Source organism: Marinomonas sp. (genome assembly GCF_039940335.1).
Taxonomy (GTDB): Bacteria; Pseudomonadota; Gammaproteobacteria; order Pseudomonadales; family Marinomonadaceae; genus Marinomonas.
Genome location: NZ_JBDVGW010000012.1, coordinates 35,687 through 48,839, shown reverse-complemented (window position 1 = coordinate 48,839; position 13,153 = coordinate 35,687). Strand labels below are relative to the sequence as shown.

Annotated in this window: 10 protein-coding genes; 7 read left to right on the top strand and 3 right to left on the bottom strand. The window is 45.5% G+C overall.

The window, feature by feature from the left end; translation table 11 throughout:
- Positions 1–4: 4 nt before the first annotated feature.
- From ABJF92_RS07645 to xdhC, 4 genes are all read left to right on the top strand, one after another.
- Complete coding sequence (locus tag ABJF92_RS07645) at positions 5–892, top strand: DMT family transporter (RefSeq protein WP_446815200.1); 888 nt, start codon at positions 5–7, stop codon at positions 890–892.
- Positions 893–1,045: 153 nt separating this feature from the next.
- Positions 1,046–2,542, top strand: a complete 1,497-nt coding sequence (xdhA, locus tag ABJF92_RS07640; RefSeq protein ID WP_446815199.1) for a xanthine dehydrogenase small subunit — start codon at positions 1,046–1,048, stop codon at positions 2,540–2,542.
- Positions 2,535–4,856 carry a xanthine dehydrogenase molybdopterin binding subunit gene (gene xdhB / locus ABJF92_RS07635; RefSeq protein WP_446815198.1) on the top strand — a complete coding sequence of 774 codons (2,322 nt, stop codon included), beginning with the start codon at positions 2,535–2,537 and terminating at the stop codon, positions 4,854–4,856. The genes xdhA and xdhB overlap by 8 nt, the downstream gene beginning before the upstream one ends.
- On the top strand, positions 4,856–5,728 hold the full coding sequence (gene xdhC, locus ABJF92_RS07630) for a xanthine dehydrogenase accessory protein XdhC (RefSeq protein WP_446815197.1): 873 nt from the start codon (positions 4,856–4,858) through the stop codon (positions 5,726–5,728). The genes xdhB and xdhC overlap by 1 nt, the downstream gene beginning before the upstream one ends.
- 56 nt (positions 5,729–5,784) lie before the next feature.
- On the opposite strand, the gene ABJF92_RS07625 is transcribed toward xdhC, so the two are convergent.
- Positions 5,785–6,270 carry a YHS domain-containing (seleno)protein gene (locus tag ABJF92_RS07625; protein ID WP_446815196.1) on the bottom strand — a complete coding sequence of 162 codons (486 nt, stop codon included), beginning with the start codon at positions 6,268–6,270 and terminating at the stop codon, positions 5,785–5,787.
- A gap of 199 nt (positions 6,271–6,469) precedes the next feature.
- Between ABJF92_RS07625 and ABJF92_RS07620 the strand changes: the two genes are divergently transcribed.
- Entirely contained in the window at positions 6,470–7,303 is an 834-nt protein-coding gene (locus tag ABJF92_RS07620; RefSeq protein WP_446815195.1) for an AraC family transcriptional regulator, read from the top strand.
- A gap of 67 nt (positions 7,304–7,370) precedes the next feature.
- Here ABJF92_RS07620 and ABJF92_RS07615 read toward each other — a convergent pair whose 3' ends face one another.
- Positions 7,371–8,639 carry an aromatic ring-hydroxylating oxygenase subunit alpha gene (locus tag ABJF92_RS07615; protein ID WP_446815194.1) on the bottom strand — a complete coding sequence of 423 codons (1,269 nt, stop codon included), beginning with the start codon at positions 8,637–8,639 and terminating at the stop codon, positions 7,371–7,373.
- 279 nt (positions 8,640–8,918) lie between these two features.
- On the opposite strand from ABJF92_RS07615, the gene ABJF92_RS07610 reads away from it, so the two are divergent.
- Both ABJF92_RS07610 and gbdR read left to right on the top strand, forming a co-directional pair.
- Positions 8,919–10,046 (top strand): FAD-binding oxidoreductase, encoded by a 1,128-nt coding sequence (locus tag ABJF92_RS07610; protein ID WP_446815193.1) that lies wholly within the window; start codon positions 8,919–8,921, stop codon positions 10,044–10,046.
- Positions 10,047–10,555: 509 nt separating this feature from the next.
- Positions 10,556–11,662: a choline metabolism transcriptional regulator GbdR gene (gbdR, locus tag ABJF92_RS07605; RefSeq protein ID WP_446815192.1), complete on the top strand. Its 1,107-nt coding sequence runs from the start codon at positions 10,556–10,558 to the stop codon at positions 11,660–11,662.
- Positions 11,663–11,716: 54 nt separating this feature from the next.
- Here the strand turns inward: gbdR and ABJF92_RS07600 are convergent, their stop codons facing one another.
- Positions 11,717–13,150 carry an ArnT family glycosyltransferase gene (locus ABJF92_RS07600; RefSeq protein WP_446815191.1) on the bottom strand — a complete coding sequence of 478 codons (1,434 nt, stop codon included), beginning with the start codon at positions 13,148–13,150 and terminating at the stop codon, positions 11,717–11,719.
- Positions 13,151–13,153 lie beyond the last annotated feature (3 nt).

Here is a 13,153-nt window from a genome sequence, read left to right as displayed (position 1 = left end):
ACCTATGACAACCAACACTCATGGTACAAACGAAGCTTTCAAAGGCTATTTGTTTGCCTTAACTGCGGTACTGATTTGGACCGGCTTTATTTTAATTTCTCGTGCTGGTGCACTCGCTTCATTGGCATTGCCCGATATGATGATGGTGCGCTTTGGCACAGCCTTTGTGATTTTCTCACCCTTTATTTGGCGTCACCGTAAAGACATTTTCCATTGGCGCATGATGGTGCTGGGCTCTATCGGCGGTTTAGCCTATTCGTTTTCGGCTTTTTATGGTTTTCAATATGCTCCAGCGACCCATGGGGCACTATTGCTACCGGGTCTGATGCCCATCATGATCGCCGTGTTGGCTTATTTTCTAGCGGGAGAGCGCCATAGCTCCCAAGCTTGGTATGGTATTGGAATTAGTAGTCTGGGCATCCTGGCGCTATTGACCGAAACCTTATTGTCTGATGTTTCATACTTGCAGGGAGATATTGGCTTTGTGATTGCCTGTGTATTCTGGGGGATATTCACCGTACTGCTGCGCCGTTGGAAGTTCTCCCCTTGGCACACCATGTTAGGGGTAATAAGTGCCACCACCTTGTTATTTGCACCGGTTTATTTTGTCGCCTTGCCCAAAGCTTTCCATGAGGTCTCTACTAATATGATTGTGTTGCAAGCCTTTTACCAAGCGATAATGGCCATCGCTGTGCAGTTTGTGTGTTATGGACGAGCCGTGCACATTTTGGGTGCAACTACTATGGGGGCCTTGATGGCATTGGTGCCTTTATTGGCGAGCGTTATGGCCGTACCCTTGTTTGGTGAGCAAGTGACACTGGGTTTAATCATTGCGTTAGTCTGTATTTTATTGGGAACCGTTGTCGGTAATATGTCGTTATTTCGCCGATAAATACAATTGAATTAATCAGTTAGTGTAGATTTTGATAGTAATACTCAATAGCTAAACCTTTGACTCTCAGTGATTTTGTGTCCATTATTTAAAAATACTTGACCGATTGGCCAGATATTTGCATTTTAATTGGACTTGTACGAGGAGAGTGCTTTGAAATTCCTATTAAATGATACCCTGATTGAAGACAATAGTGTGGCCAGCGATTTTTCTGCCTTACGCTATTTACGTGAAAAATGTGGCCTGACAGGCACCAAAGAAGGCTGTGGCTCCGGTGATTGTGGCGCTTGCACTTTATTGGTCGGTCGCCTTGTGGATGGGGCGCTACAATACCAAACCATTAACTCATGTATTACTCCAGTGCAGTCTTTAGAGGCTTGCCATGTGGTATCTGTGGAACATCTTTCTCAGCAAGCCTCGTCTTTGCATCCTGCCCAACAAGCCATGGTTGATTGTCATGGTTCCCAGTGTGGCTTTTGTACTCCTGGTATTGTGTTATCTCTGACCAGCTTGTTTGAAGATAAACAAGGGTTAAAACAAGACATTGATCGTCAATCTGTATGTGACGCTATTTCAGGAAACCTTTGCCGTTGTACAGGCTACCGCCCAATCATTGAGGCGGGTCTGGCCATGGGGGATTTACCTCATGGGACGCTATTGGCACAAAATGCTGATGTTAAACAGCAATTGTCAGCGCTCGCTGAACCTTCTTCCATTACAGGTAATTACAGTCAACCGCAAAATCTAGCGCAATTTATACAGGCCAGAACCGCCAGCCCAGAGGCAATATTAGTGGCCGGTGCCACGGATTTGATGTTGGAAAATACCCAAGCTTATCGTGATTTTGATAATCTGATTGATGTCAGCCAAATTGCAGAAATGAAGGCCATTATGCAACAGGGTAATACGTTATCCATTGGCGCCGCGGTGACATACAGTGAATTGGAAAGCTTTTGCCAAGGTCAATACGAACCTATTCATTTATTGTTAAGCCGTATCGCCTCTCGGCAAATACGTAATCGCGGAACGCTAGGTGGAAACGTGGCTAATGGTTCACCTATTGCCGATATGCCACCACTATTATTAGCGTTGGATGCGGACATTCAGTTACTCAAAACAGATGGCACGACACGTATTGTTAACATCAATGAGTTTTATCTAGGTTACAAGTCTACTCAGTTAATGGCTGACGAAGTGATTGTCGACTTCCAGATCTCCCTTAGCAAACTGGCACAGTTCCAACGTTTCTACAAAGTCTCAAAACGTATGGAAGATGATATCTCCAGCGTTATGTTGGCAGTTCGCTTCGAGATCGAAGATGACAAACTCATCGATGCCAGACTGGCCTTTGGTGGAATGGCCGCAACACCCATACGAGCAGTAAACGCTGAACAGGCATTAATGGGCCAAGCAATTGGTGATGAGCAAGCGTTGTTTGGCGCTCTACAAGCAGTGTCCTCTGAATTAACACCCCTTAGCGATGTGCGAGCCAGCTCTTCCTACCGAATCGACATGGCACGAAACTTAATTCGCAAAGCTTGGTTAGAAGCCGCTGGTCATTCGGTTGTGACCTTTAGTGGTCATCAAGTTCCCGAGTCAGTACTGGCCGTCCCAGCGCTGACAGGTAAAGGAGGGCAAGACCATGCGTAAATTACCACAGGATTACATTACTCAAGGTAAAGGTAAGGCTCTGCCGATTCATGAGTCGGCGGTCAAGCATGTGACTGGTGACGCCATTTACATAGACGACATGCCTGAATGGCCTAATGAATTACACATTGCGACGGGACAATCCACTTATGCCCACGCCGACATCACCGCCATTAACCTTGATAAAGTACGTGCTTACCCAGGGGTAGTGGATGTTATCGTGCAAGGGGATATTCCGGGTGAAGTGGATGTATCACCAGTTTTAAGTGGCGATCTATTGCTGGCGGGAGATTTCGTCCACTACATAGGTCAGCCTATTTTTGCTGTGGCGGCAACCAGTCTACGAGCAGCAAAACAAGCGGTGGCCTTAGCGGAAATCAGCTATCAACCACGAGAAGCAACGTTAATTCCTCAGCAGTCCTTATCTCGCCAAGAGTTTGTATTGCCCACTCACACCATTCAATGTGGTGATGCCAGTGAAGCCATGGCAAGAGCGCCTCATAAAATCAAGTCGGATTTGTATATTAAAGGCCAAGAGCATTTTTATTTAGAAGGGCAGATCAGTGTGGCTGTCCCCAATGAAGATGGGGGTGTGATGGTCTATGCCTCATCTCAACACCCCGCCGAAGTACAAAAACTAGTAGCGAAAGTATTGGGCTTATCGGTAGCTCAAGTTCTGGTGGAAACCCGACGCATGGGGGGGGGCTTTGGAGGGAAAGAGTCTCAAGCCGCCGTATTATCTTGTATGGCCGCAGTATTGGCAGTACGCAACCGTCGTGCCGTGAAATATCGCATGCCGCGACAAGACGATATGGTGCAAACGGGTAAGCGCCATGATTTTTGGAACCGCTACGAAGTGGGCTTTTCAGAGCAAGGTGAGATCATCAGTGCCGAATACGACATGGTCGGCAAGTGTGGCTGTACGGCGGACCTTTCCGATGGTGTGGTGGATAGAGCCATGTTCCACGCGGACAACGCTTACTATTTACCCAACGCTCGCATTAGTGGCTATCGTGGTAAAACCCATACGGTTTCCAATACAGCATTTCGTGGCTTTGGTGGCCCGAAAGGTGTGCTTTTAGCGGAAACCGTGATGGAAGAAATTGCGCGAACAGTGGGCAAAGACCCCCTCGATATTCGTAAGCTAAATTGTTATCAGCAAAATAAAGACAAAACCCCTTATGGGCAAACGGTGGATGAAAATGTACTGCTGCAATTGATCGAAGAGTTAGAAACCAGCTCGGAGTATCGTGCTCGCCGTGAGGCGATTACTGCCTATAACCAAAGCAACCCATTTGTAAAAAAAGGTCTTGCTTTAACCCCTGTGAAATTTGGCATCTCCTTTACTTCCAAACACCTTAATCAGGGTGGAGCTCTGGTGCATGTCTATACCGATGGTAGTGTGCACGTGAGTCATGGTGGCACCGAAATGGGCCAAGGGCTTTACACCAAGGTGGCTCAGATCGTTGCCAAAACCTTTGGTATTGATTACCAAAGGGTCAATGTCAGTGCCACCCGTACCGATAAAGTCCCAAATGCGTCACCGACAGCAGCGTCGGCGGGGACAGATTTGAACGGCATGGCGGCGCTAGATGCAGTGACCACTATTAAGAGCCGTTTGTGTGAATTTGCTGTTGAGCACTTTGGCATTCGCCCAGAACAATTTTCGATCACGGACGATGTGGTGAGCGTAGGGGATGAGCAACTAAGCTTTCCTGAATTTGTAAAACTCGCTTATTTCAATCGGGTGTCGTTATCTTCTACAGGTTTTTATAAAACCCCAAAAATTGGCTACGACCGTAAAGCGGCCAAAGGTCGACCTTTCTTGTACTACGCCAACGGTGCCGCGGTATCTGAGGTGATAGTGGATACCTTTACTGGGGAATATAAGGTCACTCAGGTGGATATTTTGCACGATGTGGGGGAATCCATTAACTCAGATATTGATATTGGCCAAATTGAAGGGGCTTTTGTGCAGGGCATGGGCTGGCTGACCAGCGAAGAATTATGTTGGGACGACCAAGGTCGCATCACCACTAACAGCCCAGCGAATTATAAGATTCCAACCTCTGCGGATGTGCCTGAAAAGCTCAAGGTAAAACTCTTTGATCGCGCCAACAGTGAAGAGTCTGTGTATCGCTCCAAGGCAGTCGGTGAGCCACCATTAATGCTGGGTATCTCAGTTTGGTGTGCGTTAAAAGATGCGTGTGCCAGTGTGTGTGATTATGAGTTTTCGCCGCCTTTAGCTGTGCCTGCCACCCCTGAAGCGGTTTATTACTCAATGCAGGCTGCCAAAGAAGGAAAACGCCCGTGATGTCTTCTATGAATTGGATTCAAGCGCTGGCGGATGTGGAGAAGAGCGGACAAGCTTGGGTAATTGCCACTGTGATTGGGACACAAGGCTCTGCTCCTCGGGAGTCATCAAGTAAGATGATTATTACTCAGGAGCACAGCTTCGACACCATTGGTGGTGGGCAACTGGAGTACGCGGTTTGTCAAAAAGCCCGTACTATGTTGCAAGAAGCCAATAGACCAAGCCATGTGATTGAACACTTTCCATTAGCCGCCAAGGGCAACCAATGTTGTGGCGGCACAGTGAATGTACTACTGGAGTATTTTGCTGAACCGGCCACCAAGATTACTATCTTTGGTATGGGGCATGTAGCGACAACCCTAGTCAATGTGTTGGGTAACATGAAGGCGAAAGTGGCTTGGGTAGACAGCCGTTCCAATCTTGCTCAAGATCAACAATTGCAGGGCTTGCCATCAAATGTAACGCCCTATTTGTACTCCAGCATGTTGGATCATGTGGAGCAAATGTCCAGTAACGAAATTGTTTTGATCATGACCCATGATCACAGTTTGGATTATCAATTGGTGGAGGCATTATTGGATCGCAAAGATTGTCGGTTTATCGGCCTGATCGGCTCTCAAACCAAGGCTATGCGGTTTCGTAAACGCTTGGTTAGCGCATCGTTTAGTACGGAAGAAATTGACTTTGTGCAGTGTCCAGTGGGGTTACCAGACGTGGCAGGCAAGCAACCTTTTGAGATAGCGATATCCATTGCGGCTCAGCTCATTCAAATCACTCAGCAGGCGCCTAAAGCGGCGAAAAAACGCAGCGGTCTGAGCTGGAAACAAATCAATGCTTCATTACAGGATGCCCAACAAGTCGTCCTTGAATAAAAAATTAGGCAGACAATCCTAAAGGTTTGTCTGCCTAAGAAAATTGGCTTAGGGAATTAGCCGTTTTTTGCTTGCGCTTCTTCTGGCGTTAAGCCTTTTAGCTCAGGCCAGTTTGTTTCTGCTGTCTTGATATTACCCGGTACATCTCTTAACCAAGCTTTCTGTACGTCTTTATTTAGATTGAGATAAAGCTTGCCATCGACAACCTTCCAAGCGGTTGGGTCCACATCAAACTTTAGGTTCATAGCAGTACCCATGGCACAGAACCCACCAAATTGTGGCGCGTATTTTTCTTGGTTGGCTTTAAACAAATCACGATGTTCAGCCGAGACAAAATGATAGGTGGCATTTTTATAGTTAGCGCTATATTCCGCACTACCAAGAACAGGCTTACTCATAGTGAAATACGCCACGGTATCGTAGCCCTTAATGGCAAGATCATTAGCGTCAGCATTAGTATCAATGTCTGCGGCAAAACCGATAGCACTGGCCATTAACGCTGTCGCAGCAAGGGTACTTTTTACGAGTTTATTCAGTTTCATGGTGTTTTCCTTTTGGTCTTGGATTTATTTTTAAGCCCTTAAGGTAAGTGGTGAAAGACGATGAACTATTGGTTAAAGTCACTGACTAACAAACTCCCTCAGGAATGAAACCAGTATAGAGTTGGACGGAATGAGAAAGGCCTCTAGGCGTCCACAAAGTGACACCATTCGTCCAAAGTATAAGAAAAAGTAGGTTTGCGTGAATAAACTAGAAAACATCCTCGAAAACTTTTCGATACAGTCTGACGTTATTTTTAATGGCAATTTTTGTGGTCAGAAAACGCTTGGAGCAGAGTCAGCACCCAACAGTGGGCATTTGCATTATTTACGTTCTGGTAAAGTCAGCATTACCTGCCAGAGCGGTCATAAAATGCATTTTGATCAGCCCAGTCTGATTTTCCTGCCTGCTACCAGCCCTCATTACCTAATGGCACGCGATTTGGACCATGCTGAGCTGATATGTGCTCGGGTAGATTTTACGGCGTTAGAGCAGCAAAAAATGATTGCCAGTTTGCCTAAGTTAGTCAGTGTGGCTTTGGTGGGTAGTCCGATGGAAGCCACCGTAGATTGGTTGTTCCGGGAAATCGGTGGAGCAGGACTGGGGCAAAAAGCACTGGTTACCAAGTTGTGCGATATTCTGATGATACAAGTGTTCCGTCATTTAAGTGATGAAGGCTTAGTCATTCAAGGGGTGTTGGCAGGCTTAAGCCATCCACAGTTGTCTAAGGTAATGGTTAAGCTACAAGACTCTGTGGAGGAAGTGTGGAGTCTAGAATCCATGGCGGAGCAAGCGGGTATGTCGCGCTCAAAATTTGCTGAGGTGTTTCGAGAAACCGTCGGCCAAACGCCCAATGACTTTCTGACTGATTTACGTCTAAATCACGCCCAGCAATTACTACTAGAAAGTAAGCCAGTCAGCTTAGTGGCGAACCAAGTGGGTTACGAGCAAGGTTCTGTGTTAGCAAGAGTATTTCGAAAGAAACTAGGGATGTCGCCTAAAGAGTGGCTGAAGAAAAATAGCACAAAGGAATAGGGTTAAAACCAAAGAAAGAGGTCGCAGCATAACGCTTCATGTGATGAGTGCTATGCTGCTAGAGATATTATTTTAAGCCCTTCAACATGGTATCTGCGTACCAGTCTAAAAAGTTAATGACGCCAAATTCATAGGTTTCAGAGTAGGGGCCTGGTTGGTAACCAATGGAGTTGATGCCCAGCTGGTTGCGTTCTCCAAGCACCTTGTCTTGCTCATTGGTGGCATCCCATACATGACGTAGGTTATCGCTGTCATAATCTACGCCTTCGACTGCGTCTTTATGGACGAACCACTTGGTAGTGACCATCGTTTCTTGGGCAGATATTGGTAATACCCGAAAGACGATAAAGTGGTCCGATTGCATATGATTCCAAGAATTAGGCAAGTGCAAAATACGCATGGAGCCAAGCTGGCTGTTTTTAATACGTCCCAGTAGTTTCTTGCTGGCGTGTTTACCGTCCATGGTCATCACATGGGTGCCTTTTTTGAGAGGCATACGCACCATACGATTACGCTGCTTTTCACCAAAGCTTTGATGCAAATGAGGGATTCCCTCGGCATCCCACTGGGCAGCTTGCTCATTGTAGTGATCGTGGAATTCTTGTGGTGCTCTTGGGTCGTTAGTGTCGTCCCACTCTAATAGAGAGTTGAGCAACTCCGGATGACTGGCATTACAGTGATAACATTCACGGTTATTTTCGAGCACCAGCTTCCAGTTGGCTCTTTCATACATGTGAGATTCTGCGGCGAGCTTAGTGTTCTCAACTTGGTAAGGCTCCATATAAGTTTCGAGTGTGGCTAAAAAATCATCGAACTCATCTTCAGGTTGTTCTTTGCCAAGACACACGAAAATAAAGCCCCCTGCGGTTTTGCAGTGGGCGGCTTGTAGGCCGTGTTGTTTCAGGTCGAAACCTTCTTTCATTTCTGTGCCCGCAAATAATAGGTTGCCTTTTAGGTCGTAGGTCCATTGGTGATAAGGGCAGACTAGGTTGGCAACTTTGCCTCTGTGTTCCGTACAAATGAGAGAGCCTCGGTGACGGCATGTGTTGTGGAAGGCATTCACGTTACCCTCACCATCCCTAAGGACAAGAATAGGGTTTTGTCCGACTTCTATCGTGAAATAATCGCCTTTCTTGGGGATCTCACTGGTCATGCCCACAAATAACCACTGCTTCTGGAAGATTTCTTCCATATCTAAACGAAACATGTGCGGATCATTATAAAGCGGAGCATCTAGAGAATAGTTGGGACGGCGATTTTCTAGTAGCTCAGTCATAGCAATACGAGCATCCGCTAGGTTGGCGTGACGCACATTTAATAGATCGTTTGCTTTCATCTTTCGGACCCTAATGACAAAAAAGAGTGGGAGTTAAGTGGTTTTATTTCTAAGGCTATATTCCGCTAATGTAGGGGGCAAAAAATGCCTGAACACGACACCCTGTAGCATTTAAATCGACGCTAAGAGTCTGTCTATCTCAGCATCCCAATAGGCTTGACTGCAATGAGCAACTAATTGTCGTTTAGAGTTAATTCGTATTGCCTTCGTGCACTCAAAATGGCTCGAAATCATTCTTTATTTAGCGGACATTTTCGCGATACACCAAGGGAGCTATTTATGACTACGCCGACCCCTCCTGCTGATACAGCAGACTACTTTGCTCCCGTTAATACCCAAACTTGGGTTAACGGTCGCCATAATGTTCGTTGTGTGAAAGTCATTCATGAAACATGGGATGTGCGCACTTTTTGTTTTATGGCTCAGCAGCCCGTAATGTTTTTCTTCAAGCCTGGGCAGTTTGTTACTCTTGAACTAGAAATAGACAACAAGCAGGTGATGCGCTCCTATACAATCTCCAGCTCCCCGTCTGTGCCTTACAGTTTTTCCATTACCGTAAAGCGAGTGCCTGGTGGTGAGGTGTCTAACTGGTTGCACGATAACATGACGGTGGGTATGGAGCTGGCCGTGCATGGTCCAGTAGGACAATTTAACTGCATAGATTATCCGGCCGAAAAGGTACTGTTTTTATCAGGTGGCGTGGGTATTACACCAGTGATGTCCATGGCGCGTTGGTTGTTTGATACCAATGCTGAAGTGGACATTACCTTTATTCATAGTGCTCGCTCACCCCGAGATGTGATCTATTCCAGAGAGTTAGACCACATGGCGGCGCGGTTAGACAATTTTGGTTTGTATTTAATTGTTGAGCGCATGGAAAACGGTCTACCTTGGCAAGGTTATCGTGGCTACTTAGACGCGGCTAAGCTGGATATGATTTCACCTGATTTCATGGAACGTGAAATCTTTTGTTGTGGTCCTGCCCCTTATATGAAGGCGGTGAAAAAACTGCTCGAAGAACGGGGCTTTAATATGGCTCAATACCATGAGGAATCTTTCGGAGAAACGCCAGAAAGTGTTGTGGAAGATGCTATAGAGCAAGCGGAAGTTGCCCAAGCTGAAGCGGATGCGGTGAATCATGAAGATCTAATGCGCATTGAGTTCAGCGACTATGGTAAAAGCATTCAAGTGGCGCAAGGGGAGACCATTCATAATGCTGCCGCCAAGCTCGATCTAATGATCCCCAAAGCCTGTGGTATGGGAATCTGTGGTACGTGTAAAGTACTGGTCAAAGAAGGTGAGACTCAGATGGACCACAACGGTGGTATTACAGATGAAGATGTGGACGCTGGTTATGTGTTGTCATGCTGTACTGTCGCCAAATCCGACTTATTGATTGAGTATTAAGGAAGGTACGAACAAGTCCACTGGCTTCAGCGTGTGGATAAACCTTTATTATTCGAGGCAAGCTTTGAAGTCCAATATGAACATATTGGCAAGAAGATTAACAAAGAATAAAAAGTGTTTAGCTCACGCCCTTCGGGTCTTTCAGAGAAGCGGCCTCTCTGTGTTAAGAGTGATTGAAAGGTATTAACATTCCTGCTCACTCTTGCCTTGATAGACCGTTTCTCTGATAAGACTGAAGTTCAGAAGACTTAATCGCACCTTCCTTAAGTTTTATCTAAATAAGCGTTTAATAAAGACGCACTAATGGTCTATATTAGTGCGTATGGTTTGGTTATGAATAGCGGCACTTAATGTAACTTATGTGTTGCTATTAGTTTTTATTACTAAGCTAATGATTCATAACAAAATTATGAAAACCTTTAATAATAAAAAGGCGCTTATTTAAATACTGGTCTAGTTTTTGCCTACCCTTATTTTAGATAAAGACGCTTACAAAAGAGGGTATCTACATGGTTCCAGGTAATCTTTCCGCTTTGGCTAAGAAGCCAACCAACACGACGCGTGTGGGCTTCTTGTTACTTGATCATTTCACTATGATCGCCCTAGCTTCCTCCATTGAGCCTTTGCGTATGGCGAATCAGCTAGCCGCTGACGAACTGTACAGTTGGAGTTTGATTTCTGAATCAGGGGCAAGTATTTGCGCCAGTGATGGTCTGAGTTTGACCCCCGATACCTCTCTTGCGAACGCCGGTGAATATGACCTGATTATTGTCGCTGGTGGTTTGGATATCACCCGCGCCTACACAGAAAAACAAGTCTCTTGGCTGGTCAAACAAGCCCGCAGAAATGTGCGTATAGGGTCTATTTGTACTGGGGGTTATGTTTTAGCTCATGCTGGCTTATTGAACGATTACCACTGTAGTGCTCATTGGGAATGTCTTACGGCCTTACAAGAGATCTACCCCAAGGTGAAATGCAATAACAAATTGTTCTCTATTGACCGCGACCGTCTCACTGCTTCTGGTGGCAGCGCGCCCATGGACATGTTCTTGACCATGATAGGTAAGCAGCATGGCACCAAGTTGTCTAATGCCATATCCGATATGTTTATTTGTGAGCGCATCCGCAACGAGTCCGACCAACAGCGTATGCCTCAACGCCAATTCAGCACAGGCGGCATTTGTACCCCAAAATTGGTGGATGTGATTGAGCTGATGGAAAACAATTTAGAAGAGCCGATTGAACTCGATGAATTGGCCAATTTTGTTGATGTTTCCCGTCGTCAGATTGAGCGTATGTTCCATAAACATTTAGAATGCTCACCGTCCAAATACTACTTACGATTAAGATTAGAACGTGCCCGTATGTTATTGAAACAATCGAGTATGTCGATCGTTGAAATTTCAATGGCGTGTGGCTTTATTTCAACCCCACACTTTAGTCGTTGCTATCGCAAGCATATCGGCATTTCACCACGGGATGAACGTAAACTTGCTTGGAGTCATGGCCATGACGCAGACTCTAAAGCCAGTGCGGAGGTGTTATATATAAAACACGCTCAGCAAGCCTTAGACCATGCCCACGCGGAACCAAGTTTTGGTTCCGTCGCCATTTAATACTCTTCAGTTTCTTTTTTTGCTGCTCTAGTGCTTTGCCTTAGAGCGGCTTTTTCAATTTTTGCTAGAAGTGCAGAACAACAAGCGCTTTTTCTTATCTTCAGCTCGCTTTTGACACGACCAGTTTGGATAGTCCAGCACATTAGTGTTTCTCTCTATGATAAAAAAAGGTTTGGCTTGTTGAGGTAACCAGCCGTCTAAGTTAGCTGAACGTTGCTTAGCTTTGCCTGATGAATAAAATTGTCCAGAAAAAGGTCTTTTTTGTAGGAAATACAGGTCAGCACTGGTTGCTTCTGTTTGTTGCTTCCAAATGCCTAGAAGTGTTTTTTCAGTATGCTTATTCGTCAGGTTAAAGTGTAAGCCAATCACCACTATTGAAATGAGTAAGGGCGTGATAAAACCTATTCTATAAAGCCCATTCGGGAGTGTTTTTTGGCTGTGGTAATGCACTATCAATAATGCCATCGCTGGAAGCGCAGGCATAACATAACTGGCTAATATGTTGCCAGCAAACGTGAATAATAAAAGTGGCGCGAGCAACCAAAGTACAAGATAGCTAGCAAACCCTTCTCTACTTTCTTCTGTGTCTCGGCCCTCTTTAAGTGAGCGTAACCATTGCCAAATTAAAATAGGGCTCCAAGGAAGCATCGCACCAAAAGCGTATAACCAAATAGTGCCTCGTATTTCTTCATGGGCACTCCCGTAAAGGTCACCTTGCCAGCCACTCATCACAAAACGTTTAATGTGCTCGCCGATAATAAAATAGTCCAAAAAACCTGGTGTGCGAAGCTCTGCCAAGACATACCATGGAGCCGTTAGGAGTATGAAGAGTAGGCTGCCTTGACCCCAAGGCAATACAGAGGGTAACTTCTTCCAACGTTTATTTGAGATGAGCCAAATAGTTAAACTCATTCCAACCAAAACAACAGCCAAAGGTCCTTTAGAAAGCATTCCTAAAGTCAGGCCGAGAAAAAACAAATATCCCCATACTCTACCTTTTTGCTGCCATGCTTGCCAAAAACTGATCATACTTAAGGTAATGGAGAAGGTTAATGCCGTATCTGTCATTACCGCACCGCTAATGAGTAAGAAGGATAAGGTTGAGGCCAGTATTGTTGCTGCAAATACTCCCATTTTGGATTGATTAAAATGACTTTTCGCTAACGTGTAAGTTAACCAGAGGATACCGAATCCAACTAGTAGATGGGGGAGGCGAGCTGCGAATTCATTAATCCCAAATACACTAAAGCCTAAGCTACTTAACCAAGTGAATATTGGAGGCTTCCCCCAAAATGGCACATTATAATCAAACATCGGAGTGACCCAATTGCTTGTTTCAAACATGATACGAGCCATTTCACCGTAACGTGCTTCAGTCGTATCCATCAATGGGTATAACCCTAAACTAAGAAGGCGAAGACCAATACTCAGGAATAATAGGCTAAATAATAGCTTGCGTGATGGTAAAGGTGTTTTAATTGTAGACATGGG